We start from the raw sequence: 26,805 nt of genomic DNA, 5'->3' as shown, positions 1-26,805 counted from the left end.
TGATCAAGATTGATTTGTTTGGCGCAGCACAGTCTAATCGCGGCCCTGAGTTGTGCTTGGCGAGTTTTTTTGAAAAGCGATGTTGTGGTGATTGAAATCTTGAGTAGGGCGCGAACAGCGCTGTTGGGAGGCTTGAGCCTGCTGTGGGCGACAACGGTTGCTGCGCAGGCCGTGGCTGATGCCGCGCCGGCCAGTTTGCAGCGGGTCGAGGTGCGGGGAGATGGTTCGGCCAATGCCTTGAGTGCGCGGCGCGAGTCGGTGGGCGCTTTGCTGGTGGTGAACCGGGAGGAGTTGCTGCGCCAGGGCGACACGCGCCTCAGCGATGCGCTGCGGCGTGTGCCCGGCGTCAGCATCGTCAGCGAGGGCTCGCGTGGGCCGGAGATACGCATGTCCGGCCTGGGCGGCGGCTACACGCAGATCCTGCTCAATGGCGAGCCGGTGCCGCCGGGCTTTTCGCTCGAATCGATTTCGCCCGAGGCGATCGAGCGCATCGAGGTCTCGCGCAGCGCCAGCGTCGAGCAGAGCAGCCAGGCCATTGCCGGCAGCATCAATATCGTCACCCGCAGCCTGGCGCGGCAGGCCCAGCGCGACCTGAAGCTGGGCCTGGGCTCGGTCTTGGAGCAGCCGATGGTGAGCGCCGATCTGCAATTGGGTGACCGCGCGGGCGCCTTCTCTTGGGGTTTGGGGCTTGGCCTGGCCCATGAGCGGCAGCTGTGGCCGATGAAGCTGGATCAGCAGGCGCTTGATGCGCAAGGCGCGGTGGTGCAGGCCTACCGCACCGACAAGCGCGAGTTTGACCGCAGCAACAAGTTGACGCTCAGCCCGCGCGCGAGCTGGATCTTGTCACCCGAGCAGACGCTCAGCACCGATCACCTGCTGCGCTGGTCGCGGGCCAAGGCCGGGGCCGTCGATGATCGTTTCAGCATTGCCGGCGCGCTGCCCGAGCAGGCGCACAACGATCTGGGGGTGGACATCAGGGCAATGCAATTGCGCAGCCGCCTGAATTGGAGCCTGAGCGAGGCGGATGGCAGCAAATGGGAGTTGAAGCTGGGCTATACCCGCCTGCAGCGCGACTCGGCTGCCCAGTTTGACGGTTATGACTTCGATGGCCGCTGGATTCGCGACGCGCAGGTCGACTCGCTGGCGGTCGATCAGGGCTGGAGTCTGGCCGGGCGCCATCGCCGTGCGCTGGCCGACAGCCACAGCCTCAGCACCGGCTGGGATGCCGAGGAAAGCCGCCGCAGCGAGGACAGGCTGCAGCATGAAAACCCCTTGCCCGGCGGACTGCCGGTGGAGAATCTGGATGAGGTCTATGACGCCCGCATTCGCCGCCTGGCCTTTTTTGTGCAGGACGAAATCGACATCAGCAAGGCCTGGCAGGCCACGCTGGGCCTGCGCTGGGAGGCGCTGCAAACCATCAGCTCGGGCAATGTGTTTGAGACGGTCAACAAACGCAGCAGCGTGTTGAGCCCGGTGCTGCAACTGCTGTGGCGCCTGCCCGAGAGCAAAGACCAGATGCGGCTTGGCCTGGCGCGCAGCTACAAGGCCCCCAGCCCGCGTGAGCTGACCCCGCGCCGTTTTGTCGCCAACAACAACAGCCCCACCACCCCCGATCTGCAAGGCAACCCGGATCTGTTGCCCGAATTGGCCTGGGGCCTGGATGCCGGCTGGACTCACCCCTTGAGCAAGTCGAGTCTGCTGAGCCTGAGTGGCTATCTGAAGCGCATCGAGCAGGTGATCGTCAGCGAGTTGATCTACCAAAACGGCCATTGGGTCGAGCGCCGTGCCAATCAGGGGCTGGCCTGGGCGCAGGGGCTGGAGCTGGAGGCGAAGTTGAGCCTGCAGGAGCTGCTCGGCAAGGCGAGCCCGGCCCTGGACTTGCGCGCCAATATCGGCCTCAATCACTCCCGCGTGGAGGCCGTGCCTGGGCCGGATAACCGCCTGGCTCAGCAGACACCGCTGAGCCTGAACCTGGGTTTTGATCACCGCCCCGTGACGCTGCCCCTTGACGGTATCGAGGGTTCGCTCAGCTGGGGTGGCAATCTGAACATCACGACCGGCGGCGCCAAGCGCCTGGCCGTTGATCGTTGGGCCGATAAATCGACCCAAACGGTGCTGGATCTCTATGCCGTCTGGAAGCCCGAGAAGCAGACCCTATGGCGCTTGAGCCTGGCCAATTTGCTGCATCCCGACCAAGTCAACCAGCGCCGCGTGCTGGCCGAGGGGCTAGACCACAGGCTGGAGGAGCGCTTGCAGACCTGCGTCAATATGCGGCTGATGTGGGAGCGCAGCCTTTGATTTCTTTGCATGGGAACCAAATCAATGTTTGCCATTCGGGCGATTGAGCCGAGCGATGCCCATGCTGTCGCGTCCTTGCATGCCGCCAGCTGGCGTTCGGCTTACCGGGGCATCATCAGCGATGCCTTCCTGGATGCCGATCTGAGTGCCAATCGCTTTGCGTTTTGGCAGCAAAGACTGGGCGCCCATGCCAGCAACTCCTTTGGCCTGCTCGCCTCCGAGGGCGATGTGCCGGTCGGCTTTGCCTTCGCTTTTCCCAATGCCGAGCCGACCTGGGGGACATTGCTGGATAACTTGCATGTGCTGCCGGAGCTGAAGGGGCGGGGCATTGGGCGCGGGCTATTGGCGGCCATGGCGAAGCGTTGTTGCCAAGTCGCCGGCGATGAAGGGTTATTCCTCTGGGTCTACGAAAGCAATTCGGCGGCCCGGCGGTTTTACGAGTCCCTGGGTGGCCAGCGATTCGAACGAAGAATCGTTGCGGTGCGAGGGGGCGGAGAGGCCGCCGAATGGCGCTTTGCTTGGCCATCGGCAGCCGATCTGCTTGAGCAGATCGGCTGAGCGAGCAGCAGACCCTCAGTTCGCCACGTCGATCGCCCCCGCCGTGATGACGATGCTGTCGGCGGCGGCCGGTGTGGCGGCGATCGCCGGCACATGGGCGTCGCTCAGCGGCACGCTGGCCGAGGCTCGCGCCTTGGCCCGTACCAGTTGCGAGTCGGGCAAGGCAGCACCGGTCGTCAGCTTGGCCCACATCAGGTCCAGCGCGCGCAGCGTGTAGACATGCAAGGGCACCAAGGTCTTGGGGTATAGACCGACCAGGGCGTCGAAATGGTTGGCGTCGGTGATCTCGTAATAGCGCAGGCCGCTGGCGCTCCCGGCACTATCGGCGCGTTTGTTCAGCGCGGCGTAGGGGCGCGAGTTGTGGTTGACGGGGATCAGTGCATCCGAGCGGCCATGCACGATCACGACCGGCTTGCCGCGCAGATCGCCGCTGACGCGCACCTCGTTCAGGCCCGTTTTGACCCGTGCCGCCAAGGCCTGCTCGGCGGCACTGATGCCGGCGCTGCCGACCGCGGCCCCGGTCGCCAAGCGGCGCAGGCAGGTGGCGCCGTCGAGATAGAAGTCGGGCTTGCCGCTGCTGGCCGATGAGGCGAGCAGGAACAGCGCCGGCCCGCCCACCGACTTGTCGGCAATGATGTTGAACGCGCCGCCCAGAAAGCCCAGGCCGCCGCCGGTCGCCCAGCCGGTCTTGAAGGCCTCTGTGGCGGGCGCCACAGGGGTCTGGTAGCTCGCATCAATGCCGGCCACGCTATAGCCGCAGAGGCTTTCCGTCACCGAGGCGCGGGCGAAGGCATTGGCATAGGTATGCGCGACCAACTCGGTGAACTCGAAGCCGTAATGGCTGTCATGCAGCAGGTCGGTCTCGGCCTCCCAGCCATAGGCTCGCAGCTTGGCCAAGGCGTCGGCCGATTGTTCCGCCAGCGTCGCGCCGCTGACCAGCCCCTGCGCGGCGAGAGCCTCGCAGCGGTTGGCGGCGAAGGGCACAATCACGAAGGCGCTGCTCGGCGCTAGCGCGGCCGATTGTGTGGCGCAGGCCTGGTAGAGGCCGGCGACCGTGATGTAGTCATACAGCGGCTTGGCCGACATGGGTACGCTGACGCCGCCGCGCTTGACCGTTAGGCCGGCGTTTTCAGGCAGGTTCAGTTGCGGTTCGCCGGCCACCACGCCGCGAATCAAACCCTCGCTGTCTTGCTCGGCGGCGCGCAGCACGGCCGCACCCCCGTTGGAGATGCTGGACGCGATCACCAGCGTATTGGCGGGCGAGAGATTGGCCGCCGGGAACTGCTTGTTCAGCACGTACAGCGCTACCTTGATCGACTGCAGCGTGTATTTGCCCCAGTCCTTCTCCGGGTTCTGCTTGCCATGCGCATGCTTGAGTGCCAAGCGGTTCGGGTTGGCGGCGCGGAATTTGCTCAAATCGTCGCCGAGCAGATTGGCATTGAAGCTGAGGTCCTTGCGCATGCCGGCGGCGACCACGCTGCCGTCGACGGCGAAGCTCATGTCGCGGTCCAGATCATGGATGCCGACACCGCCGCCCTTGTCCGTTAGCGCCACCGCGCAACCCTTGTTGAGCGCCCATTCGCCGATGGTGCCCAACTCGCCGTAGACCGGTCGCGAGCCGCTCGAAGGCACGGCCACCACGCAAGCCTTGGCGGCGTCGAAGTTGCTCGGCACCGTCACCACCATGGTGACGTTCTTGTTGCCCGTGCCGTCATCGGCGACGGCCATGTATTCGCTACCCTTGTTGGCCGCCTCGGAGATGCGGCCGTAATAGCTGCCAAAGCCGCCGGCCGCCGTCACGTCGAGCAGGCCGGTGTAGCTGGTCTGGATGGCCAAGGTGCGCAGGTCGGCGGCGCTTGGGCTGGCCGGCAGTTTGTAGCTCAGCAAGGCGGTCAGCGAGGGGGTCTTGCCGGTCAGCAGGCCGTTGCTGGCGCCGTCGTAGTCGGTGCGACTGGGCTCGGTAAGCAAGAAGTCGGGCCGCAGCTTGAAGGCCGCGGCCGGGTCGACCGGTTCCAGCGGCTTGTCATCGTCGCCGCTGCTGCAGGCCGTCAAAAGCAAGGCGAGTGCAAACGCGGCCGCGATCGGCAGCTTTCTATGTGTGAACATGCTTGTCTCCGTCGTTGTTGATCGAGGGGCTGAATGCCCTCGGTTCTTCGACAACGATAGGCTCGGAGAGCCCGGCGCTCAATCACGCAAATGCGTGACAGCCGGGTCAACTTTCCATCAAACGCTGCGCCAGCGCCGCCTTGTCATGCACCTGCAGTTTGGCGTAAACGCGGGTGATCTGTGTGCGCACGGTGTTGGGTGCCACGCCCAATTCGCGGGCAATCTCTTTGCTGCTCAGGCCGGCGGAAAAACGCCTCGCCACGGCGTTTTCGCCCGGCGTCAGCAAGGCCAGGGAATCGAGCGGGCGGGCCGTGCAGACCCACAGATGCTCTTGGCGCTTGGCGCTGACTTCAATCTGCTGGCCCCGGTAGCTGACGCCGCGTTTGAGCGCATCCAGCAAGGCGGGCGGCAACTGCCGGCCGCGTAGATGGGGTGCTTGATCGGGCCATTGCTTGTGCAACAAGGCCAGAAACTGTGGGTCGGCGGTTTCAATGCCGCCCTGCTCGTTGACCAGGGCCGAAGCCCGCTGCGCCCGCACGCTGTCTTGCCGGTCCAACAGGGCATTGCGATGAATGACGATGGCGCGCGATAAATGCACCCAGGCGGCATGCAGATAGTCGGCGTCTTCGGGCCGAAAGCCGGTGTTGGTACTGCGGTAGAGCACCAACCAGCGGCCAGGCATTGCCCCATGGGGTTGGTCGCCGAACAGCAGCAGATGGCGCAACTCATGGCTGCGGCTGAATTCAGCCATATCGCTCAATGCTTGTTGAGGGCCGCGATAGGTGGCTTGGCAGTCGACCGCCAGCGGCCGCTCCAGCCCGCGCAAAAAGGCCCGGGTGACCGGGTCGCCGCCCGACACCGCGCCATAGGCCGGAAGAATCTGCTCATCGCGCTGATGCACATGAGCTTGGGTGATCTGCAACTGGCTATGCGGGTCGCGCCCGGACTCCCCCATGCCGAGCACGGCGCCATCGAAGCCTAGCGAGCGCTGCAACAGGCGCAGCGCTGCATCAGGAAACTCCTGATAACTGGCTTGTTCGGCCAGGCTGTACAGCTCGACCATAGAGCGCGAGAAAGCGTGCATGGAGTGATGATGACATGAGGTCGGTCCCTGCGCGCTTTGACCCGTCGAATCTAAGCCGCAAACGCCTGCTGAAAGAACGCGATGGCCGCCTTGACCTTGGCGGCCAGATGTTGGCGGTGTGGGTAGACCGCGTAAAGCGGGCGCGTCGGGCATTGGTAATCGGGCATCAGGCGGACCAGGCGACCGTCTGCCAAACCTTCTGCGGCCAGGTAATCAGGTAAATGCGCGACACCGATGCCGGCCAGCGCTGTTTCGCGCAGCCCCAGGCTGGTGTTGAGCATCAACTGCCCTTGCGTCTGCACGCTCTCGCTGCCCTCGGGGCCGATGAGGTCCCATTGGCCGGAGTCCGCGCGTTCGCTGAAGTTCAGACAGTTGTGGCGCAACAGGTCGGTGGGCCGGCGCGGCGCACCATGCTTGGCCACATAGTCGGGCGAGGCCACCAGCAGGTTCTTGAGGTCGGCCAATTTTCGGGCGACCAGACTGGAGTCGGGCGGCAAGCCTATGCGCAGGGCCAGATCGAAACCCTCGCCGATCAGGTCCAGATTGCGGTCGTCGACGACCAGGCTGACGCGAATCTCCGGGTGCTGGGCCAAGAACTCCGGCAGCATCGGCGCGATGCGCCCAACGCCCAGACTCAGCGGAGAGGTGATCTTCAGCAAGCCGCGCGGCACATCGCGCAATTGACCGATGTGCTGTTCGGCCTCTTCCGCCTGCGCGACGATCTGGCGGCAGTAGCCGTGAAAGGCCCGCCCGGCCTCGGTCGGCGTCAATTTGCGGGTGCTGCGATTGAGCAAACGTGTGCCCAGATGAGCTTCCAGGCGGGATACCGCTTTGCTGACGGCGGCCTTTGACTGGCCAAGCGTCAGCGCCGCCGCCGAGAAGCCGCCGCTTTCCACCACGCGGGCATAGACGGCCATATCGGCCAAGCGTTCATGCAAAGACATTAGCTTGTTTTCGGAAACAGTGTTGATAAATTTGCATGGATTATCAATCAATGCGCATCTAAATAAGATGCAAGCCAAGGACAACGCAGCAGGCGTTGCGAACCTGGAACTCAAGGATGCTGACGATGAAGATCAATTGGAAAGGCTTGGACGATATTGCCCTGGGCTTGCTGTGGATGGGCGGCCATATGCCTGTGCCGACTCAAGCGGGTGACCGCAGGGATTCATCCGACGCGATTCAGGCGTGCCCCCTTGTGGGCGGGGCGCTATTGACCGCAGTACACAAGCCGCCGCAGAGCAAAGCGGGCCTTTGCCCGGTAGCCAGGGGCGTTTGAACCGCCGCAGCAGCTCTGCCTGGGCCCGCCTGATTTTTACGGGCCGAGGATGCACGGGTTCGAGGGCGCGGAGGGCCCAAGGGCTTGGAGCCGACCGTCAGCTGCGCCGAGCTCCCCTGCCAATGAAAAATCCAGACAATAGTTAGAATATTTGTTCTAGAACATTTATACTGAAAGAATGCTGCAGAACGCCATTCCTCATCCCACCGCCGCCGAGCTTGATCTATTGCGTGTGCTTTGGCGCCTCGGCCCCGCCGATGCCAAGCAGGTACACGAGGCTTTGCTGAGCGATCGTCCAGAGGCGAGTTACGCCACCGTCTTGCGGCAGTTGCAGGTGATGCACGGCAAAGGCTTGTTGAGCAGGGATGAAAGCCGGCGGCCGCAGCAATATGCGCCGGCCCAAAAGCAGGACAAGCTGCAGACCCATTTGCTCAAGGACCTGATCGCCAAGGCTTTTGCCGGCTCGGGCAAGGCCTTGGTGTTGGCCGCATTGAAAGGGCATGTCAGCGCCCAGGAGCGTGCCGATATTCAAAAGCTGCTGGACAGCCAGGGCGAAAGCAAATGAGCTCGTTAGCGATGCCGGGCTTGCTGCAGTCCCTGGTGCCGGCCCTCGGTTGGGCCTTGTTGAATTTTGTCTGGCAAGGCCTGATCCTTGGCCTGCTGGCATGGCCCACGCTCGCGCTATTGCGCCAAGCCGGCCCGCGTTGGCGCTATGCGGTCTGCGCCTGGTCGCTGCTGATTTGCCTGGGTCTGCCGCTGGCTCATCTGGCGTGGATGCTGAGCGGCGAGGCGGGCAGCAGAATGCCGTCGCCGGTGGGCGCGCTACCCGCGTGGTTGCAGGCGGTGGCGACGCATTTGCCGGCTCTTGTCACGGCCTGGAGTTTTGGCGTTATGTTGATGGCGCTGCGCCTGGGTGTCGGCTTGGCCTGGCTGGGTAGGCTGCGCCGCCGCGCCGGCCCGGCCCCGCAGGCCTGGCAGCAGCGCTTGGATGCTTTGGCGCTGCGCCTGGGCCTGTGCCGCAAGGTCACGCTGGGGCTCTTGCCCGATCTGAGCAGTCCCATCACCTTGGGGTTGCTGCGGCCGCTGGTGCTGCTGCCCACCGCCTTGCTCAGCGGCATGCCGCCGCCCTTGCTGGAGGCCTTGCTCGCGCATGAGTTGGCCCATGTCAGGCGCTGGGACTATCTTGCCAATTTGTTGCAGAGCCTGGTCGAATCGCTGCTGTTCTTCCACCCGGTGGTCTGGTGGCTGTCCGGTCAGATGCGGGATGCCCGCGAAGAAGTGGCCGACGAGTTGGCAGCCCAAGCCTTGGATGATCCGCGCCGGATGGCGACGGCCTTGCACGAGCTGTCGCTGCAGCAAGCCGGCTTTGCGCCCAGGCTGGCCATGTCGGCCAGCGGCGGCAAGCTGTTGCAACGCCTGGAGCGATTGCTGGCGCCACAGGCCCAGACCGCGGGCTGGAAAATCGCCTTGCCCGCTTTGCTGGTGGCCGCCACCAGCCTATGGATGCAGACGCAGCCAAGCTTGGGCGCCAACGGCCGCACAGGTCAGCCCGCGCCCGTGAGTGCGAGCCTGCCGAGTCTGCCCAGCATGCCCCAATTGCTGCAACTGCCGGTCAATGCCCGCCATATGTTGCTGCTCGACGAGAGCAGCGGCGCGGTCCTGATGGCCAAGGACGCCGACGCGGCGGTACCGATTGCCTCCATCACCAAGCTGATGACGGCGATGGTGGCGCTGGACGCCCGGCAAGACCTCGACGAGCAATTGCGGATTGAAGCCGGCGACCTGAGCGCGCGCAAGCCCAGCGCCGCGCATCTGGCTATCGGGGCGAGCATCAGCCGGCTCAGCGCGCTCAAGCTGACGCTGATGCCCTCGGACAACCGCGCCGCCGCCACGCTGGCGCGCAACTATGCGGGCGGTACGCCGGCCTTTGTACAGGCCATGCAGGCCAAGGCGCACAGCCTGGGGCTCACCAACACCCGCTTTGTCGACCCGGCCGGCATCTTGGCTGGCAATGTCTCCAGCGCCGCCGAGGTCGCCAAGATTGCCGCCGCCGCTGCGCGTTACCCCGAGATTGCACGCATCAGCAGCGAGCAAAGTGCGCGGGTGGGCGTCGATGGCCATGCCCGCGCAGTGCGCAACACCAATCCGCTGGTGGGCGACTTGGGCTGGGACATCAAGCTGTCCAAGACCGGCTACACCGGCGCGGCGGGCAGTTGCCTGACCATGCGCATCAACAGCGGCGGCAAGCCATTCACCCTTGTGCTCTTGAATGCCGATGATTCGGCGCAGCGCCAGCTTGATGCCACCCGCATACGCGACAGGCTAGCCTCCTTGCGCAGTTCTTGACCCAAGGCTCCGGCCGGACCAAGCCCGGCCAGCACTCACCGGAAACCTCTATGAAACGCCGCCTCCTTCTGGCTGCGGGCACCGCCACGCTCGCCAGTTTTTCCAAATGCAGCCATGCCCAGACCTCAGCCCCGGCACCGACTTCGCCGGACCCCGGCCCGGCTGGCTCCGCGCTCGGCAACTTTGCCCCGCCGCGCGCGCTCGCACCGTTGCGCGCCAAGGTCGATCGCATCATCGACATCAATGTATGCCGCCGGCCCTTTCGCGCCCAAGGCCCGCGGATCGAGTCCGAGCGGCGTTACGGCAAGACCATCGTTCATCATTACGGCCATGGCGGCGCCGGCTGGTCGCTGTCCTGGGGTTCGGCCCAACTGGCCCTGCCGCTGATACGCGCCGGCGGGGCCAGGCAGATCGCGGTGATCGGCTGCGGCGCCATTGGCCTGACCACCGCCCGCGTCGCGCAGATGAACGGGATGAAGGTGCGCATCTATTGCAAGGAGCGCCCGCCCGAAGTGGCCTCATCAATGGCCACCGGCATGTGGTCGCCGGACTCGCGCATCTGCAGCAGCGAGCACGCGACGCCGGCCTGGACCCAAGCCTGGGAGGCGATGGCGCGCAGCTCCTTCAAGACCTACCAAAGCCTGCTCGGCCTGGCCGATCAGCCGGTCGAATGGCGCGACGGCTATCTCTTGTCGGACATCCCTTTTGATCAGCCCTTGCCGGACTCCGCGCATGGAGGAGACGAAGAACCCGACTACCCCGATCTGATCGCGCAGCTGGACGATATCCGGCCCAAATCCGTGCTCTTGAAGCCCGGCGTACATCCGTTTCGCGTCGCCCATGCCAAGCGCTTCACGCAGATGAGCTTCAATATCTCCAGCTATCAGCGCCTGTTGATGGATGATTTTTTGCGCGCCGGAGGCGAGATCGTGCATGAGGTCTTCGAGCATCCGCGCCAGTTCAGCAACTTGCGGGAACGCACCATCGTCAACTGCACCGGCTATGGGGCGCGCGCCTTGCTGGGGGATAACTCCATCATCCCGGTGCGCGGCCAGACCGCCCGCCTGGTGCCGCAAATTGAAGTGGACTACGCGCTGATCTACCGAGGCCACAACTTGTTCATGCTGCCGCGCCGCGACGGCGTGCTGGTGCAGGCGCAAGGCGAACACGACTTCGGCAATGAGGACATGCGCATCGACCGGGCGCTGTCGGTCGCTGCGGTGGAGCGGCTAGCAAGTCTGTTCGCCTGATGGCACCCCTGATCCATATGCCAAAACTACTGACCATCTCCCTCGTATGTGCCTGCCTGCTGCCCCTCGGCGACAGCAGGGCCGCCGGGGCGCTCGCAAGCCCTGCTGCCATCGTTGATGCGGCCATTCTTCCCTTGATGGCCGAGCATGATGTGCCCGGCATGGCTGTCGCCATCACGGTCAATGGTCAAGCCAGTTTCCATAACTATGGCCTGGCGTCGAGGGCGGCCAAGTTGCCCGTCAACGAACACACCTTGTTCGAGCTGGGCTCCATCAGCAAGACCTTCACGGCCACGCTGGCTTCTTACGCACAAGTGCTGGGCAAGCTGTCTTTGAACGACCATCCCGGCCGCTTTATGCCAGCGCTCAAGGGTCGGTCGATCGACCGCGCCGCCTTGATTCATCTGGCGACCTACACCGCCGGCGGCCTGCCGCTGCAGTTTCCGGATGAGGTCGAGCCTGAGGGTATGTCGGCGTACTTTCAGCAATGGCGGCCGAGCGCTGCGCCGGGCACCAGGCGCGAATACTCCAATCCAAGTCTTGGCTTGCTGGGTCATGTCACCGCCTTGGCCTTGAAAAGCAGTTTTACCGACGCGATGCAAAACCGGCTGTTCCCGCAGTTGGGCCTGCGCGACAGCTATATCCAGGTGCCGGACGCGCAGATGGATCGCTATGCCTGGGGCTATAGCAAGGCCAATGCCGAGATCCGCGTGAGCCCAGGCGTTTTCGCCGAACAAGCCTATGGTGTCAAGTCGACGGCCGCTGACATGATTCGTTATGTGCAGGCCCAAATCGATCCGCAGCATTTGAACCTGAACATGCAGCGCGCGATCGCGGGCACGCAGCTTGGCTACTTCAAGGTCGGCGAGATGGTGCAAGGCTTGGGCTGGGAGCAGTACCCTTTCCCCATCACGCTGGACCGTTTGCTGGCCGGCAACTCCGCCGACATGATTTTTGAATCCAATCCGGCCCAACGCCCCGCGGCGGCGCAAATGCAGGCCCTATCGACCCGGCCGACCTTGTTCAACAAGACCGGCTCCACCGCAGGATTCGGCAGCTGTGTTTTGTATGTGCCTGAGCTGAAAATTGGCGTCGTGATGTTGGCGAACAAGAACGTCGACATCACGGCGCGCATCACTGCGGCGCATGCGATCCTGATCCAATTGGCGCAGCTTGCTCCACAGCCTGCAAGGCCGACAACACCGCCTCGGCGGTAGCCGGCGCAAGCAGCAGCGGGTCGCAGCATCGACTTCAATGTCTGCCGCCCGCTCTTTCGCAGCCAAGGCCCGCACATCGAGTCCGAGCAGCGCTGCGGCAACTCCATCGTCCACCAATACGGCCATGGCGGCAGCGGCTGGGTTCTGTCCTGGGGCTCGGCCAAACTGGCCCTGCCGCTGATACGCGCCGGCGCGTCGCGCGCCTTGTTGGGGGGCAACTCCATCATCCCGCTGCGCGGCCAGACCGCCCGTGTCTTGCCCGGAATCGAGGTGGACGACGCGCTGACCTACCGCAGCCACAAGCTGTCACCGTCAAAGACTTGACTTGCCTTGCTTGTCCGCGGCGCTGCAGACCATTTCTGTGTTTTTGAAAATCCAATCCACGTATACCCTGGAGGCATTCTGTCGGTAATTTTTACATTTGCCTCCACGACCTTCTTGCGCTAACGGCTAGAGCCTTGTTTCCTATGTGCAAATTTTTTGTGGTGCGATTCTTGCGGAAGATTCCTTTGGAACTAGGCGGCCGGTTCAACTCGTTGGGAGCCTTGTGTTGGGCGCTTTAGTCTATCCAGGGTCGTAGCCCTTGGGTCGACTGACCTGTTGTCTGTTCTGGCACGCCGTTCGTATGGCGGCTTCAGCAAGTTGTGTCGAGCAAGGTCCTAAAAGGAACAATCATGAAACAGGTAACGAGTCGATTGGGATTGGCAATGGTCGCGCTGGGTTTTTCACAGGCGGCGATGAGTGCGGCGGTCTATGACAACGGTGTGCCGAATCAGGGGTGGGGCACGCAGATGAGCGAATTTCAGGTGGCTGACAATTTCAGCATCAGCGCGGCTTCGGATATCAGCAAGATCCGTTTCTGGAGTATCCAAAGCGCAGCCAATGATTATTCGGGCAGTGTCTATTGGGCGATCTATAGCAACGCAGCGGGCGCACCTGGGGCACTGATCCAGGGAGGCGTGAGCGCAACCATTGCCGAGTCCGCCACCGGCTTGCAGACTGGATTCGAGTACGCGGAATACATGCTGGACATTGCCGTCAACTTCACGCTCGGCATTGGTGACTATTGGCTGGGGCTGCACAACGGTGCGTTGGGGAATACCGACCCCACTGAAATGCTTTGGGCCACTACCGCAACCGGCGCGGCGGTGGCTGGGCAATATTTGGACGGCGCCGACTGGATCGATTCGGGCAATGAACATGCCTTTCTTCTTGAGGGTAGAGCCGTGGTCCAGCCGCCGGGTGGCGATGTTCCTGAGCCCGCCTCATGGTCGTTGGCGCTAGCTGGCCTGTTGGCCGCTGGTGCTGTTCGCCGCAAAGTCTGACCCAGTTGCAAAATTCACCACTCTTTTTAGGAGTTAGGTATGCGCAAACTACTATTGACATCCTTGCTGTGTTCAAGCGCAGCGTTGGCTCAGGTGTCGGGCCCGTTGGTGTCGCCGCCAGCGTTCAGTGGCATGTCCGAACCGCTTGAACATATTGCGCTGCGCGCGCGAACGAGCGCGTTTGCCGTGCGGGAATTTAGGCCTAGCCGCAATCACGATGTAGACAAGGCTCAAACTGTCGCCGGCATGGGGCGGGCCATGCTGGCTCCACTGGTGGCAACTCCGGTTAGTGCGCCTTATATGCAGACGGCGACCTACCAGCCGCTTGGCGCCACCATGGGTGCAAATTTCGAAGCTCTCGGTCTTGGTACGCCGGGTTTTGGAATATCCGGTGCTCCGCCCGACACCACCTTGGCGGTCAGCCCTACGCAAATTGTCCAATGGGTTAATTCGCAGTTCGCTGTGTACAACAAGGCCGGCGTACCGCAGCTGCCGGCGCCGGGATTTTTGAACGGCAATACGATCTGGGCCGCTTTGGGTGCCTCAAGCCTTTGTGCGACGACCAACCGCGGCGACCCGATTGTTCAGTACGACCGCATGGCGCAGCGCTGGGTGCTGACACAGTTCGCCTTCAATGCGAGTTTTACGCAAAATTCGCAGTGCATCGCGGTCTCGCAGACCAGCAATGCGATGGGGGCCTACCACCTCTATGAGTACAGTTTTGGTGCTCAATTGCCCGACTACGGCAAGATCGGTGTCTGGCCGGACGCTTACTACATCACCTACAACATGTTCACAAACGGCGCCAGCTTTGCCGGTGGCCGTGCCTGCGCCTATGACCGAGCCAAAATGCTTGCCGGTGTACCGGCTCCTAGTCAAATTTGCTTCAACAGCCTTTCTCGGTTTAGCTTTTTGCCTTCCGACCTGGATGGGCCTAACCTGCCACCTGCAGGCACGCCAAATATCCACATTTCCTGGGACTGGGCCTTCCTGACCACCGCACCGTACACGATGCAGTTGACCAAATTCGTGCCGGACTTTGCCAATCCGGCCGCCTCGACTTTTTCCGACGGATTTGGTGGTGCACCGTTCTCCTTTGTGGCCGTGCCAATGGATGCGGGAACCTTCGCGGCCTGCAATGACAACGGCAACGCCTGTGTGCCGCAACTGGGCACGACGCAAAAGCTTGATACGCTGGGCAGTCGGCAGATGTACCGACTTGTGTACCGCAATTTCGGCACTTATGACGCGCTGCTGGTCACGCAAGCGGTCGACACCGTTGCGGCCAATACCGCCAATCTGCGCTGGTGGGAGATCCGCAACCCGGCGGCCAATCCGCCCGTGGTGTATCAGAACAGCACTTTTGCACCTAATGGTGACGCTCGTTGGATGAGTTCGGCCGCGTTTGACAAGCTTGGCAATATTGGCGTTGGCTACTCCGTGTCATCGGCCACGATGAACCCCGGCATCATGGTCACAGGCCGTCGCCGTGCGGACCCGAAAAATCTCTTGCGCGCTGAGGTGCTGGTGCAGGCCGGTGGAGGAAGCCAGACGACCGGACTGTCGCGTTGGGGTGACTATTCAACGATGCAGATTGACCCGGCCGATGAATGCACTTTTTGGTACACAACGCAGTACATAGGTGCGAACGGCACCTTCAACTGGCGTACCAAGATTGCTTCCTTCAAGTTCCCCAATTGCCTTTAGTTCAGGTGGCTTGATTGTTTGAACCGGGCCGGCCGCAAGTTCCGCCGGCCCCGCTTAATGAATGGGAGTGTCCATGTACAAACGAATTTCGGTGCTATTGCTTGCGCTCGGCCATTTCGGCGCGCAGGGGCAAGTCAACGACAACGCCGTGGTGATCGAGTCCGCCGGGCTTTCAATCACCAAGGCGGAGTTTGAGCAAATGTTGGCCGGAGATCCGCGTTTGCCGGTTGCCTTGGCTCGGCCGGCCGCCAAGCTGGCTCTCGGTACGGATTTCGGAAAGGCATTCGCGCTGGAGGCCGAGGCGCGCCGCCGCCAGCTTGATCGTGACCCCGCGGTGCAGTTGAAAATTCGCAGCTACACGCAACAGTTGCTGGCAAATGAGTTGTTGATCAAGCTGCGCAGTGGTTTTCTGCAGGACGAGGCTCAGCTGCGTGCCTACTACGAGATCAACAAAGAGGCTTATGCCCAACCGCGCGTGCGGCATATCCTGGTGCGCACAAAAAGCTCGCCTGTGGCGCTGATCAAGGGGCGGCCTGATCTGCCGCTGGAGCAGGCCAGGGCGAAGGCCGAGGCTTTGCGGCTTCGTTTGGTGAACGGGGCCGACTTTGCCGGCCTTGCCAAGGCCGAGTCAGATGACCAAGGTTCCTTGCGGACCGGTGGAGACTTGGGTTTTGTGGCCAAGGGCTCGACCGATGCCAACTTCGAAGCGGCCGCGTACAGCTTGGCCACCGGTGTCCTGAGTACATTGATCCAGACCGAGTTCGGTTTTCATATTCTGCGTGTCGACGAGCGTCAGCCCATGCCTTTGGCCGCGGTCAAGGCGGTAATCGCCAATGATTTGGCGCACAAAGAATTGGACGGCATCATTCTCAATGGTTACAAGCTCAATACCGTCTATTTTGGTGGGCCGTAATTGAGGCTCCTGCGCCCAGGCGAAGTTGGAGCGCTCAAACCCATCTAAGCGCAGAGCAGGATAAGGGCGCTGCAATCTGATGTGTTCGCTTGGGCGGCCGGGCCTAAATCCCGCGCTGAGCGATGGAGCCGAGAGCGCACAACACCGCCTCGGCCGTCGCCGGCGCCCGCAGCAGCGGGTCGCAGCCGGCCGGGCCGGCTTGTCCGGTTGAGGCCACCGCATCCTTGATCGCCAGCAGCACCGAGAACGGCAGTAGCAGCGGCGGTTCGCCGACCGCTTTGCTGCGATGGATGCTGTCGGCGGCGTTGGCCTGATCAAACAAGCTAACGCGGAAGTCGGGCGGGCTGTCGTTGGCGGTCGGAATCTTGTAGGTGCTGGGCGCATGGGTCAGCAGGGCGCCGGTTTGCGGGTGCCAACGCAATTCCTCGGTGGTCAGCCAACCCATGCCCTGCACAAAAGCGCCTTCGATCTGCCCGATGTCCAGGGCCGGGTTCAGAGACTTGCCAACATCGTGCAGCACATCGGCGCGGGTGACTCGGCTTTCGCCTGTCAGTGTGTCGACCAAGACCTCGGCCACCGCCGCGCCGTAGGCAAAATAGTAGAACGGCTTGCCCTGCAGCTTGGCGCGATCCCAATGCAGGCCGGGCGTCGTGTAGAAGCCGTCCGCCCAGAGCTGGACGCGCTGCATATAGGCCTTGTGGACGAGCTCCGCGAAGCTCAGCGACTGTTCACCCGCGCTGACGCGCCCGCCGTCGAACTTCACATCTTCCGGCGTGCAGCCGAACAACTGCGCAGCCAGCAAACTGAGTCTTTGCTTGATCTTGCGCGCCGCATCCTGCGCCGCCTTGCCGTTCAGGTCGCTGCCGGTGGAGGCGGCCGTCGCCGAGGTGTTGGCGATCTTTTGGGTGTCGGTGGCGCTGCAGCGTACGTCGCTCAAGCGAATACCCAACTCATGCGCCACCACCTGCGCGACCTTGGTGTTCAGCCCCTGGCCCATTTCGGTGCCGCCATGGTTGACCAAGACCGAGCCATCCGTGTAGACATGCACCAAGGCGCCGGCCTGATTCAGATGCACGACGTTAAAGCTGATGCCGAACTTCAGCGGCGTCAGCGCCAGGCCTTTCTTCAGCACCGGGCTGCTGGCGTTGTAGGCGGTGATGGCCGCGCGGCGGGCGTGATAGTCGCTGGTCTCGATCAGCCTGTCGGTCAGCGCGGCCAGGATGTTGTCTTCGACCTGCTGGCCATAGGGCGTGATATTGCGCCCACCGGCATCGCTGTACAGATTGCGCTGACGCACCAGCAAGGGGTCGAGCCCGAGGCGGCGCGCGACCGAGTCCAGAATCATCTCGATGGCCAGCGCGCCCTGCGGCCCGCCGAATCCCCGGAACGCGGTATTGCTTTGCGTATGGGTGCCGGCGCAAAAGCCGTGCAGCGCGACATGCGGCAAAAAGTAGGCGTTGTCGAAATGGCAAAGCGCACGCGCCATCACCGGCGCCGACAGATCGGCCGAATGGCCGCAGTTGGAGATCAAGTCGACCTCGGCACCGAGGATCATGCCGGTCTCGTCAAACCCCACATCCCAGCGGTAATCAAAGCCATGGCGGCGGCCGGTGATCATGAAGTCATCATCGCGGTCCAGGCGCAGCTTGACCGGCCGGGCTAGCCGCGTCGCCGCGATGGCCGCCACGCAGGCGAACAGCGCCGATTGCGACTCCTTGCCGCCAAATCCGCCCCCCATGCGCCGGCATTGCACCTGCACCTGATGCGCGGCATAGCCCAAGGCATGGGCAATCAGTTGCTGCATCTCGCTCGGATGCTGGGTCGAGCAATGCACGAGCATCGCTTGCTGCTCCTGCGGCAAGGCATAGCTGATCTGCCCCTCCAGATAGAACTGTTCCTGGCCGCCAACCGACCATTCCCCAATCAGCCGCTGCGGCGCGGTGGCCAGCGTCGTGGCAGCATCGCCCCGGCTCAGATGCATCGGCGGCAACACATATTGGCCCAAGTCATGCGCGGCCTTGGCCGTCAGCACGGCGGGCAGCGCCTCGAAGCGAATTGCCGTCTTGGCCAGCGCGGCGGCGCGGCGCGCCAGCTCGCGGCTGCTGGCGATGACGGCAAACACAGGCTGGCCCAGGTAGCTGAGTATGTCGGCGGCGAGGATGGGGTCGTCATGCACGAGCGGGCCGCAGTTGTTGGCCCCCGGAATATCGGCGGCGCTCAGCACCGCGATGACGCCGGGCTGGGCGCGCAGCAGATCGAGGTCAATCGACAGCAGCCGACCATGCGCAACCGGCGACAGGCCCAGCGCCGCATGCAGCGTGCCGGCCGCTTCGGCAATGTCATCGATGTAGATCGCCTCGCCCGACAGATGCAGCGCGGCCGATTCATGCGGGCGGCTGACGCCGACTTGAGTGGCGGCCCCGTTCATGCCGCGCTCCCGGTTTTGTTGAATGAAACGGCCTGCCAGACGCTCAGGTCCGCAGCCGCCAGCGGCGCCTGGCTGCGCGTTTCCAGCCACATCCGGCGCAACAGGTTTTGCGCCACCTGCGTCCGATAGCTGCTGCTGGCGCGGGCGTCGCTCATCGGCGTGAAGCCCTGCGCCAGCGCAAGTTGAGCGACCCGCAAACTGGCCTCGTCCCAAGGCTGCCCCAGCAAGGCCGACTCGGCCGAAGCGGCTCGCTTGACGATCGCCGCCATGCCGCCAAACACCAGCCGCGCCTCCTTGATTAAATCGCCCTCCAGACGCAATGAAAACACCGCGCAGACCGCCGAGATATCGCTGTCATAGCGCTTGGCGATCTTGTAGGCGCGCAGCTGCCAATCGGGTGTTGGCAGCGGCAAGTGCATCGCCTCGATGAACTCGCCCGGCTGCAAGTCCTTCTGCATATAGCCGAGGTAGAAATCCTCCAGCTTGAGGCGGCGCTGCTGCGCGCCACGCCGCAAGATCAGCTCCGCGCCGAGCGCGATCAAGGCCGGAGCGCCATCGCCTATCGGTGAGCCGTTCGCCACATTGCCGCCCAAGGTGCCGGCCCGGCGCACCGGCGGCGAGGCGAAGCGCAGCCACAGCTCGCGCAAGGGTGGCGCGGCCGCGGTCAAGGCGGTCCAGGCTTCCTCCAGCGAGGCGCCGGCGCCAATCCACAGGCCAGGGCACCCTTCAAACGGCTCCGGTCGGATCTCGCGTAACTCACTCACCGCGCCGATATAGATCACATCGCCGAGGTCGCGAAACTGCTTGTTGACCCAGAGGCCGATATCGGTAGCCCCCGCCAGCAGCCTTGCGGCCGGCTTGGCCGCCACCAGTTCAGCCAACTCGGCCAAGCTGCGCGGCGCATCAAAGCTGTCCACGCGTTGAGGGGCGGCGGGGTTGGGCGCCTCGTAATGCAGGGCTTGCAAGGCTTCGGCGTCAACCCGCATCTGCTGCAAGGCCGCCTCGGCCGCGGTCAAATCGAGTCGGCGCGCCGGCAGCTCGAACATCTGTTCCCCGGCGTCCAGAATCGGCCGGTAGCCGGTGCAGCGGCATAAATTGCCGGCCAGATCGTCGGCCAATTGCTGGCGCGTCGGTCTGGTGCCGGCGTCGCTGTGCTGCTCATAGCAGGCCTGCAGCGTCATCGCAAAGCCAGGCGTGCAAAAACCGCATTGCGAGCCATGGCAGTCCAGCAGCGCCTGCTGCACCGGATTCAGGTCGATGGAGGAGCCCAGGTCTTCCACCGTCAGCAGCGCCTGGCCATCCAGCGTCGGCAGAAACTGTGTGCAGGCGTTGACGTTGCGCAGCCGAACTTGGCCTCCCTCGCTCAACTCGCCCAGCAAGACCGTGCATGCGCCGCAGTCGCCCTCGGCGCAACCTTCTTTTGTACCCAGGCAATTGCTGTGCTCGCGCAGGTATTGCAAAACCGTGGTCGTGACCGGCAGGCCCTGCACGGACTGGATCTGGCCTTGATGAAAGAAACGAATCGGACGGCTGTTCATGGGGCTTGGGGGCATGGGTTGGTGCGCCTAGAGTTTGCCCCGAAAGTAGCGCCGGGGCGGCGTCGCGACATATCGATTGGCGCATGGTTATTATGCGTTTATGAATATGAATAGGCGTTCCGATTTCGACAAGATCGAGCTCCAACTCGTACGGGTCTTGCACACAGTGATTAGCGAACGCAGCGTCTCAAAGGCCGCCATGCGCCTGAACAGCACGCAGCCCGCCGTCAGTGCGCAGCTGCGGCGCCTGCGTGCGTTGACCGGCGACGCCTTGCTGGTGCGCAGCGGCGCCGGCATGACGCCGACCACCGTCGCCCTGGGCTTGCTGGAGCCGGCCGGCCGCCTGCTGAGCGAGGCCGAGGGCTTGTTCGGGCGCCATAGCCGAGGCAGCCGCAATTGCCTCGGCGCCGAGGGCTTCGAGCCGGCAAGCGCCGAGATGCAGGTGCGCATCGCCGTCAGCGACTACCTCGACCCCTTGTTCCTGCCCGAGCTGGTTGGCCGCCTGCAGCAGGCGGCACCTGGCCTGCAACTCGATCTGCAGCCCTTGTCCGCGCAGTTCGATTACCGCCGCAGCCTCGGCGCCGGTGAGCTGGAGCTGGTGATTGGCAACTGGCTGCAGCCACCCGATGAGTTGCACCTCGGCGCCTTGCTCAGCGACGAGGTGGTCTGCCTGCTTAGCAACAAGCACCCGGCGGCCAAGGCCTGGCAGCGCGACCCCGCGGCTTGGTCGGTCGAGCGCTATCTGGACTGTCAACACCTGGCCCCGATGCCGCTGGCGGCCGGCCAGCCCGGCTTCATTGACCAGCATCTGGCCAGCCTGGGCCTGAGTCGCCGGCTGGCGGTGCGCAGTGCGCATTTCGGCCAATTGCCGCAGATGGTGGCGCGCAGCTTGCTGGTGCTGACGACCGGGCGGCTGTTTTGTTCGCGCTATTTGAAGGGCCTGCCGGTCACGGTGCTGCCTTGCCCGGTCGCCTTTCCGGCGATGAATTACTACCAACTCTGGCACCAGGTCACGCACCACTCGCCCGCCATGCGCTGGCTGCGTGAGCAGGTGCGTGAGGTGGCGCTTTCGCTCTCTCAGGCCTCGCACCCCAACGGGCCTGCCAAAATCTCTCGCTGATGACTTCATTGAAACCCGTTTCCCATAACGCTCAGCGACTGGCGCTGCGCGGCGACCTGCTCGACTTCAGGGCCGCACCTGCCTGGGGGCAGCTCGATCCCGGCAGCGCCCTGCGTTTTCAGCCCGACCATTGGCTCTTGATAGAAAACGGCCGCATCCTGGGAACCCAGGCCGAGGCGCCCGATGCGAGCTGGCAGCAAATCGACCACAGCGGCCGGCTGATCCTGCCCGGCTTCATCGACACCCATGTGCATTGCCCCCAGCTCGATGTGATCGCCTCCTATGGCGCCGAGCTGCTGGACTGGCTCAACACTTACACCTTTCCGGCCGAATGCCGCTATGCCGACCCGGCCGTCGCGCGCCTGGGCGCCGAGCGCTTTCTGGATGCGCTCCTCGCCCATGGCACGACGGCGGCGGTCGTCTTCGCAACTGTGCACAAGGTCTCAGCCGACGCGCTGTTCGAGGCGGCGCAGTCACGCGGCATGCGCCTGATCACTGGCAAGGTGATGATGGACCGTAACGCGCCGGCGGCGCTGTTGGACGCGGATCTGGCGCAATCGGAGCGCGACTGTGTCGACCTGATCTCGCGCTGGCATGGCCGGGGCCGTTTGAGTTATGCGGTCACGCCGCGCTTTGCGCCGACCAGCACGCCGGCCCAGTTGGCTATGGCCGGTGCGCTGTGCCGCGCCGACCTCTCGCTGTATATGCAAACCCATGTGGCCGAGAACCGCGCCGAGGTGGCCTGGGTGAGCGAACTGTTCCCGGACGCGCGCAGCTATCTGGATGTCTATGCCAGAGAGGGCCTCTTGCATCCGCGCGCCGTGCTGGCGCATGGCGTTTGGTTGGACGATGCCGACCGCGCGGTGCTGGCAGATAGCGGCGCGCAAATTGCTTTCAGCCCCTCGTCGAATCTGTTTCTCGGCAGCGGTCTGTTCGACTGGGTTGCGGCCAAAGAAGCCGGCGTGGCGGTCAGCGTGGCCAGCGATGTCGGCGGCGGCACCAGCTTGTCGATGCAGCGCAATCTGCTCGATGGCTACAAGGTGCAAGCCTTGGCGGGCCAGCGCCTGAGCGCCTGGTCGGGCCTCTATGCGGCCACGCGCGGGGCGGCCGAAGCGCTGGGGCTGGCCGACGAGCTTGGCCATTTCGGCGCCGGCACGCTGGCCGATGTCTGCGTCTGGGACTGGGCCATCGGCCCGGTGGCCAAGGCTCGCGACGAAGTGGCGCGCGGCCTGCATGAGCGGGTGTTCGCTTGGATGGGCCTGTCGGATGATCGCAATCTGCACAGCGCTTATGTGGCCGGGGTGCAGAAGTTTTCCAGGAGCAACAGCCGATGAGCACCGAAAGAATCGCCTTCTTCATCGCCCTGGAAACCTGCGTCTGGCAAGCCCTGACCCTCGGTGATGTGAAGGCCTACAAGGCGCTGCTGGCGCCGGAGTTTCTGGGCGTCTACCCGAGTGGCTTTGCCAGCTTGGCTGAAAATTTGACCCCCTTCGAGCAGGCGCCCGGCTTTGCCCCGAGCTATGTGCTCAGCGAAGCGCGGATCATGGAGCTGGCGCCCGACCTGGTGATGCTGTCGTACAAGGCGGTGTTCCAGCGAGTCGCTGACGCTCAAGCCAAGGCAATGTATGTCTCGTCCTTGTGGCGCCGCCAAGAGGGTGGAAATTGGGTCAATATATTCAGCCAGGATAGCTTGGCAAACGCCGGCACAAACGAGAAGTAAGGGAAGTTGAAATGTCGATGATTGATCTTGCCGCTGCTGCTGCGGCCTTGCCGCAGGCTTGGCGCTCGCAGATTCTTGGCCGGGTTGGTGCTGGTGCTAACTTCAAGGTCTTGCGCATGGACGGTAGTGCCTACCCGGACGAAACCCATGACTTCGATGAGGCGCTGCTGGTGCTGGACGGCCAGATGAATCTGTCCTTTGCCGACCAGGTCGTCGCGGTGCCGGCCGGTTCGGTCTACCTCGTACCTGCGGGCCAGCCGCATGCCGTGGCTCCGGGCAGTCATGGCACCTTGATCATCATCGATTGTTAAATCGACCATTAATTTCTACGGCTTAACCCCCAGGAAATCCCCCCAACATCCCCCTATGATCTGAGCAACAAACCACAGCCCCTTCATGAGCCCAGCCCGCCTGCAACTCACCGGCATCAGCAAGCAATACCCTGCCGTCAAAGCGAACGACGGGGTGTCATTGACGGTGGCGCCGGGGCAGATCCATGCGGTCTTGGGCGAAAACGGCGCCGGCAAATCGACGCTGATGAAGATCATCTACGGCGCGGTGCAGCCCGACGCCGGCCAGGTGCAATGGAACGGCCAGCCGGTTGCGCTGAAGAGCCCGGCGCAGGCACGCGCTTTGGGCATCAGCATGGTCTATCAGCATTTTTCGCTGTTCGACACGTTGAGTGCGGCCGAGAACATCTGGCTGGGCTTGGATAAGGGCACCGGTCTTGCCGAATTGACCGAGCGCATCTCCGCCGTGGCGCAGAGTTATGGGCTTGACATAGACCCGCAGCGCCCGGTGCACAGCCTGTCGGTCGGCGAGCGCCAGCGGGTCGAGATCGTCCGTGCGCTGCTGACCGAGCCCAAATTGCTGATCCTCGACGAGCCGACCTCGGTGCTGACGCCGCGTGCCGTCGACAAGCTCTTCGTCACGCTGCGCCAACTGGCCGCGCAGGGCTGCAGCATCTTGTACATCAGCCACAAGCTCGATGAGATTCGCGCGCTCTGCGACCATTGCACGGTGCTGCGCGCCGGCCGGGTGACGGGCGAGGTCGACCCGCGCACGCAGAGCAATAGCGAGCTGTCGCGCTTGATGATTGGCGCCGAGCCGCCGCAGCTGCAACGCCAGCCGAGCAAGGCGGGCGCCCTGGCCTTGAGCCTGCGCCGACTCAGCCTGGCCAAGGCCGAGCCTTTTGGCAGCACCTTGGTCGATATCGAATTGAACCTGCATGCCGGCGAGATCGTCGGCGTGGCGGGCGTCTCGGGCAATGGTCAGCAGGAGTTGATGGCCGCGCTGTCGGGCGAAGACCCGCGCGGCCAGCCCGGTTCCGTGCAATTGTTCGGCCAGGACATCGCTCGCAGCAGCCCGCGCAAAAGGCGCCGCCTGGGCCTGCACTTTGTGCCCGAGGAGCGGCTCGGCCGGGGCGCTGTGCCCAGCTTGTCCTTGGCGCAAAACACCTTGTTGACTCGTACCGACAGTGTGACGGCCTGGGGCTGGTTGCGCACCGCGCAGGTACAGCGTTTGGCCGAGCATCTGATCGCGCGCTTTTCGGTCCGCGCCGGTGGTGCCGGGGCGGCGGCGCGCAGCCTGTCGGGCGGCAACTTGCAGAAATTCATCGTCGGCCGCGAGATCGACGCCGCGCCCAAGGTCTTGATCATTGCCCAGCCGACCTGGGGCGTGGATGTCGGCGCGGCCGCGCAGATCCGCGCCGAGTTGTTGAAGCTGCGCGACGCCGGCTGCGCCGTCTTGGTGCTGAGCGAGGAGTTGGACGAATTGTTTGAAATCAGTGACCGCCTGGTCGTGATGGCGCAGGGCCGCTTGTCGCCGGCCTTGCCGGTCGCCGAGGCGAGCCGCACGCTGATCGGGGAATGGATGAGCGGTTTGTGGAATTCAAAGGAAGGCTCCCACCATGCTCCGGCTTGAGCCGCGCCCGCAGCCATCCAAGCTGATGGCCTTGGCCTCGCCGCTGCTGGCGCTGCTGATCACCGTTGTGCTGGGCGTCATCCTGTTTGTCTCCTTGGGCAAAGACCCATCGCGCGGCCTGCAGATGTTTTTCTGGGAGCCGATTCGCTCGGTCAATGCCTGGAGCGAGCTGGGCCTGAAGGCGACGCCGCTGGTCTTGATTGCGCTCGGTTTGGCGGTTTGCTTTCGCGCCAATGTCTGGAATATCGGCGCCGAGGGTCAGTTCATCATCGGCGCGCTGGCCGGTGGTTTCGTGGCGATGCAGGCCGACGCCAACACCGGCCGCATCATCGTGCTGTGGATTCTGGCCGCCGGCATGCTGGGCGGCATGGCCTGGGCGGCCATCACCGCCTTGCTGCGGGCGCGCTTCAATGCCAACGAGATTCTGGTCAGCCTGATGCTGGTCTATGTGGCCGATCTGCTCTTGAGCTATCTGGTCTATGGGCCCTGGAAAGATCCGCAGGGTTTCAACTTTCCGCAGAGCGTCAGTTTTTTGGCCGTCACCAAAATCCCGCGCCTGTTCGACGGTTCTCGCCTGAACATCGGCGTGCTGATGGCGGCCGGCGCCGTGCTGGGTTTTTGGGTCTTGCTGTTCCGCTCCTATGCCGGCTTCGCCCTGCAGGTCGGCGGCCTGGCCCCTGCGGCGGCGCGTTATGCCGGTTTTTCTTCGACGCGGGCGCTGTGGACGGCGCTGCTGTTGTCGGGTGCCATGGCCGGTCTGGCGGGCGCGCTGGAAGTGGCCGGGCCGCTGGGGCAACTGACGCCTTATGTGCCGGCCGGCTATGGGTTTGCAGCCATCATCGTCGCCTTTGTCGGGCGCCTGCATCCGGTCGGCATCGTCTTTTCGGCCATTCTGATGAGCATGTTCTATATCGGCGGCGAGCTGGCGCAGACGCGCCTGGGCCTGCCCAAGTCCATCACCGGCGTGTTCCAGGGTCTGCTCTTGTTCTCGCTCTTGGCCTGCGACACCTTGATCAACTATCGCTTGCGCCGCACGGTGTCGGCTCGCGCCTGAAACCCGCATGGACGCTATCGCACTCCTGATCGCCGCCTCGCTGAACGCCGGCACCTTGCTGGCGCTGGCCGCCTTGGGCCTGCTGATCAACGAGCGGGCCGGCATCGTCAACCTCGGCGCCGAGGGCCTGATGCTGGTCGCCGCGATCGCGGGCTTCGCCACCGCCGTGCATACCGGCAGCGAAGGCTTGGCCTTTGCCGCCGGCATGGGCGCGGGCGCGCTGCTGGCGGGGCTGTTCGGCTTGCTGGTGATCTGGCTGAACACCAATCAATATGCGGCCGGCCTGGCCTTGAGCCTGTTCGGCAGCGGCTTCTCGGCCTTTGTCGGCCTCCGCTACACGTCCGAAAAATTGGCCCCCCGCAGCCATGTCGAGATTCCGCTCTTGGCCGACATTCCCTTTGTCGGCCCGGCGCTGTTCAAGCAGCATCCGCTGGTTTACGGCGCGATGGCCTTGACCGCCGCCTTGGCCTGGTTTTTGTACCGCTCGCGCGCCGGCCTGGTCTTGCGCGCGGTCGGCGAGTCGCCGGAGTCCGCTCATGCGCTGGGTTACCCGGTGCGCTGGATACGCTTAGGTGCAGTGATGGCCGGCGGCAGCTTGTGCGGCCTGGCCGGCGCCTATGTGTCCACCGTTTACACGCCGCTGTGGGTCGAAGGCATGATCGCCGGCAAGGGCTGGATTGCGCTGGCGCTGACCACCTTTGCCACCTGGCGGCCGGCGCGCATTCTGCTGGGCGCCTATCTGTTCGGTTTCGTCACCATGTTGCAGTTCTATCTGCAGGGCCAAGGCGTCGAGGTGGCCAGCCAATTTCTCAGTATGCTGCCGTACTTGTCGACGATTGTGGTGCTGGTGCTGATTTCCAGTAACGCCGGATTCATACGGGCCAATATGCCGGCCTCCTTGGGCAAACCATTTTTCCCTGGTTCTTGATTGGAGAAGAC

The 26,805-nt window shown here is 63.8% G+C and carries 22 protein-coding genes; 17 read left to right on the top strand and 5 right to left on the bottom strand.

Annotation, left to right across the window (positions count from 1 at the left end; all coding sequences use genetic code 11):
* The first annotated feature begins 69 nt into the window (after positions 1–69).
* Together LNV07_RS11275 and LNV07_RS11270 are read left to right on the top strand one after the other, a co-directional pair.
* A complete protein-coding gene (locus LNV07_RS11275; RefSeq protein ID WP_263571252.1) occupies positions 70–2,298 on the top strand; it encodes a TonB-dependent receptor plug domain-containing protein in 2,229 nt (742 codons plus the stop codon).
* Positions 2,299–2,307: 9 nt separating this feature from the next.
* A complete protein-coding gene (locus LNV07_RS11270; RefSeq protein WP_263571251.1) occupies positions 2,308–2,856 on the top strand; it encodes a GNAT family N-acetyltransferase in 549 nt (182 codons plus the stop codon).
* Positions 2,857–2,871: 15 nt separating this feature from the next.
* On the opposite strand, the gene LNV07_RS11265 is transcribed toward LNV07_RS11270, so the two are convergent.
* The 3 genes from LNV07_RS11265 to LNV07_RS11255 form a co-directional block, all read right to left on the bottom strand.
* Positions 2,872–4,962, bottom strand: coding sequence for a D-(-)-3-hydroxybutyrate oligomer hydrolase (locus tag LNV07_RS11265; RefSeq protein ID WP_263571250.1), 2,091 nt, complete (start codon positions 4,960–4,962; stop codon positions 2,872–2,874).
* A gap of 106 nt (positions 4,963–5,068) precedes the next feature.
* A complete protein-coding gene (locus LNV07_RS11260; protein ID WP_263571249.1) occupies positions 5,069–6,046 on the bottom strand; it encodes a helix-turn-helix transcriptional regulator in 978 nt (325 codons plus the stop codon).
* 50 nt (positions 6,047–6,096) lie between these two features.
* Positions 6,097–6,990, bottom strand: a complete 894-nt coding sequence (locus LNV07_RS11255) for a LysR family transcriptional regulator (protein WP_263571248.1) — start codon at positions 6,988–6,990, stop codon at positions 6,097–6,099.
* A gap of 125 nt (positions 6,991–7,115) precedes the next feature.
* Here LNV07_RS11255 and LNV07_RS11250 point away from each other — a divergent pair, with 125 nt between their 5' ends.
* The 8 genes from LNV07_RS11250 (at position 7,116) to LNV07_RS11215 (ending at position 16,083) form a co-directional block, all read left to right on the top strand.
* Complete coding sequence (locus LNV07_RS11250; RefSeq protein WP_263571247.1) at positions 7,116–7,325, top strand: hypothetical protein; 210 nt, start codon at positions 7,116–7,118, stop codon at positions 7,323–7,325.
* 178 nt (positions 7,326–7,503) lie between these two features.
* Complete coding sequence (locus LNV07_RS11245; protein WP_263571246.1) at positions 7,504–7,890, top strand: BlaI/MecI/CopY family transcriptional regulator; 387 nt, start codon at positions 7,504–7,506, stop codon at positions 7,888–7,890.
* Positions 7,887–9,671, top strand: a complete 1,785-nt coding sequence (locus tag LNV07_RS11240) for a M56 family metallopeptidase (protein ID WP_263571245.1) — start codon at positions 7,887–7,889, stop codon at positions 9,669–9,671. Before LNV07_RS11245 ends, LNV07_RS11240 begins: the two co-directional genes overlap by 4 nt.
* A 50-nt stretch (positions 9,672–9,721) precedes the next feature.
* Positions 9,722–10,921: an FAD-dependent oxidoreductase gene (locus LNV07_RS11235; protein ID WP_263571244.1), complete on the top strand. Its 1,200-nt coding sequence runs from the start codon at positions 9,722–9,724 to the stop codon at positions 10,919–10,921.
* A 17-nt stretch (positions 10,922–10,938) separates the two neighbouring features.
* Positions 10,939–12,138: a class C beta-lactamase gene (gene ampC / locus LNV07_RS11230; protein WP_263571243.1), complete on the top strand. Its 1,200-nt coding sequence runs from the start codon at positions 10,939–10,941 to the stop codon at positions 12,136–12,138.
* Positions 12,139–12,782: 644 nt separating this feature from the next.
* Positions 12,783–13,463, top strand: coding sequence for a PEP-CTERM sorting domain-containing protein (locus tag LNV07_RS11225; RefSeq protein WP_263571242.1), 681 nt, complete (start codon positions 12,783–12,785; stop codon positions 13,461–13,463).
* Positions 13,464–13,502: 39 nt separating this feature from the next.
* Positions 13,503–15,170: a hypothetical protein gene (locus LNV07_RS11220; protein WP_263571241.1), complete on the top strand. Its 1,668-nt coding sequence runs from the start codon at positions 13,503–13,505 to the stop codon at positions 15,168–15,170.
* 73 nt (positions 15,171–15,243) lie between these two features.
* Positions 15,244–16,083, top strand: a complete 840-nt coding sequence (locus LNV07_RS11215; RefSeq protein ID WP_263571240.1) for a peptidylprolyl isomerase — start codon at positions 15,244–15,246, stop codon at positions 16,081–16,083.
* Positions 16,084–16,186: 103 nt separating this feature from the next.
* On the opposite strand, the gene xdhB is transcribed toward LNV07_RS11215, so the two are convergent.
* Positions 16,187–18,511, bottom strand: coding sequence for a xanthine dehydrogenase molybdopterin binding subunit (xdhB, locus tag LNV07_RS11210; protein ID WP_263571239.1), 2,325 nt, complete (start codon positions 18,509–18,511; stop codon positions 16,187–16,189).
* Complete coding sequence (xdhA, locus tag LNV07_RS11205) at positions 18,508–20,064, bottom strand: xanthine dehydrogenase small subunit (RefSeq protein ID WP_263571238.1); 1,557 nt, start codon at positions 20,062–20,064, stop codon at positions 18,508–18,510. The genes xdhB and xdhA overlap by 4 nt, the downstream gene beginning before the upstream one ends.
* Before the next feature lie 91 nt (positions 20,065–20,155).
* Between xdhA and LNV07_RS11200 the strand changes: the two genes are divergently transcribed.
* From LNV07_RS11200 to LNV07_RS11170, 7 genes are all read left to right on the top strand, one after another.
* Entirely contained in the window at positions 20,156–21,169 is a 1,014-nt protein-coding gene (locus LNV07_RS11200; protein ID WP_263571237.1) for a LysR family transcriptional regulator, read from the top strand.
* Positions 21,169–22,503: a guanine deaminase gene (gene guaD, locus LNV07_RS11195; RefSeq protein WP_263571236.1), complete on the top strand. Its 1,335-nt coding sequence runs from the start codon at positions 21,169–21,171 to the stop codon at positions 22,501–22,503. The genes LNV07_RS11200 and guaD overlap by 1 nt, the downstream gene beginning before the upstream one ends.
* On the top strand, positions 22,500–22,889 hold the full coding sequence (locus LNV07_RS11190; RefSeq protein ID WP_263571235.1) for a nuclear transport factor 2 family protein: 390 nt from the start codon (positions 22,500–22,502) through the stop codon (positions 22,887–22,889). The genes guaD and LNV07_RS11190 overlap by 4 nt, the downstream gene beginning before the upstream one ends.
* 11 nt (positions 22,890–22,900) lie before the next feature.
* A complete protein-coding gene (locus LNV07_RS11185; RefSeq protein ID WP_263571234.1) occupies positions 22,901–23,200 on the top strand; it encodes a cupin domain-containing protein in 300 nt (99 codons plus the stop codon).
* Positions 23,201–23,285: 85 nt separating this feature from the next.
* The gene (locus tag LNV07_RS11180) at positions 23,286–24,812 is read left to right on the top strand and encodes an ABC transporter ATP-binding protein (RefSeq protein WP_263571233.1); all 1,527 of its coding nucleotides are present in this window, start codon (positions 23,286–23,288) and stop codon (positions 24,810–24,812) included.
* Positions 24,799–25,866, top strand: coding sequence for an ABC transporter permease (locus LNV07_RS11175; protein ID WP_263571232.1), 1,068 nt, complete (start codon positions 24,799–24,801; stop codon positions 25,864–25,866). The genes LNV07_RS11180 and LNV07_RS11175 overlap by 14 nt, the downstream gene beginning before the upstream one ends.
* Positions 25,867–25,873: 7 nt before the next feature.
* The gene (locus LNV07_RS11170; protein ID WP_263571231.1) at positions 25,874–26,794 is read left to right on the top strand and encodes an ABC transporter permease; all 921 of its coding nucleotides are present in this window, start codon (positions 25,874–25,876) and stop codon (positions 26,792–26,794) included.
* Positions 26,795–26,805 lie beyond the last annotated feature (11 nt).

Origin of the sequence: Roseateles oligotrophus (assembly GCF_025717515.1) — a bacterium.
Classification (GTDB): domain Bacteria; phylum Pseudomonadota; class Gammaproteobacteria; order Burkholderiales; family Burkholderiaceae_C; genus Paucibacter_A; species Paucibacter_A oligotrophus.
Note: the sequence above shows the minus strand (reverse complement) of the source record. Positions and strands in the feature narration are given on the sequence as shown.

Bases quoted from the DNA above. Each gene is read 5' to 3' on its own strand.
- LNV07_RS11270 (WP_263571251.1), top strand. From the start codon at position 2,308: ATGGGAACCAAATCAATGTTTGCCATTCGGGCGATTGAGCCGAGCGAT.
- LNV07_RS11265 (WP_263571250.1), bottom strand. From the start codon at position 4,962: ATGTTCACACATAGAAAGCTGCCGATCGCGGCCGCGTTTGCACTCGCC.
- LNV07_RS11260 (WP_263571249.1), bottom strand. From the start codon at position 6,046: ATGCACGCTTTCTCGCGCTCTATGGTCGAGCTGTACAGCCTGGCCGAA.
- LNV07_RS11255 (WP_263571248.1), bottom strand. From the start codon at position 6,990: ATGTCTTTGCATGAACGCTTGGCCGATATGGCCGTCTATGCCCGCGTG.
- LNV07_RS11250 (WP_263571247.1), top strand. From the start codon at position 7,116: ATGAAGATCAATTGGAAAGGCTTGGACGATATTGCCCTGGGCTTGCTG.
- LNV07_RS11245 (WP_263571246.1), top strand. From the start codon at position 7,504: ATGCTGCAGAACGCCATTCCTCATCCCACCGCCGCCGAGCTTGATCTA.
- LNV07_RS11240 (WP_263571245.1), top strand. From the start codon at position 7,887: ATGAGCTCGTTAGCGATGCCGGGCTTGCTGCAGTCCCTGGTGCCGGCC.
- LNV07_RS11235 (WP_263571244.1), top strand. From the start codon at position 9,722: ATGAAACGCCGCCTCCTTCTGGCTGCGGGCACCGCCACGCTCGCCAGT.
- ampC (WP_263571243.1), top strand. From the start codon at position 10,939: ATGCCAAAACTACTGACCATCTCCCTCGTATGTGCCTGCCTGCTGCCC.
- LNV07_RS11220 (WP_263571241.1), top strand. From the start codon at position 13,503: ATGCGCAAACTACTATTGACATCCTTGCTGTGTTCAAGCGCAGCGTTG.
- LNV07_RS11215 (WP_263571240.1), top strand. From the start codon at position 15,244: ATGTACAAACGAATTTCGGTGCTATTGCTTGCGCTCGGCCATTTCGGC.
- xdhB (WP_263571239.1), bottom strand. From the start codon at position 18,511: ATGAACGGGGCCGCCACTCAAGTCGGCGTCAGCCGCCCGCATGAATCG.
- xdhA (WP_263571238.1), bottom strand. From the start codon at position 20,064: ATGCCCCCAAGCCCCATGAACAGCCGTCCGATTCGTTTCTTTCATCAA.
- LNV07_RS11200 (WP_263571237.1), top strand. From the start codon at position 20,156: ATGAATAGGCGTTCCGATTTCGACAAGATCGAGCTCCAACTCGTACGG.
- guaD (WP_263571236.1), top strand. From the start codon at position 21,169: ATGACTTCATTGAAACCCGTTTCCCATAACGCTCAGCGACTGGCGCTG.
- LNV07_RS11190 (WP_263571235.1), top strand. From the start codon at position 22,500: ATGAGCACCGAAAGAATCGCCTTCTTCATCGCCCTGGAAACCTGCGTC.
- LNV07_RS11185 (WP_263571234.1), top strand. From the start codon at position 22,901: ATGTCGATGATTGATCTTGCCGCTGCTGCTGCGGCCTTGCCGCAGGCT.
- LNV07_RS11180 (WP_263571233.1), top strand. From the start codon at position 23,286: ATGAGCCCAGCCCGCCTGCAACTCACCGGCATCAGCAAGCAATACCCT.
- LNV07_RS11175 (WP_263571232.1), top strand. From the start codon at position 24,799: ATGCTCCGGCTTGAGCCGCGCCCGCAGCCATCCAAGCTGATGGCCTTG.
- LNV07_RS11170 (WP_263571231.1), top strand. From the start codon at position 25,874: ATGGACGCTATCGCACTCCTGATCGCCGCCTCGCTGAACGCCGGCACC.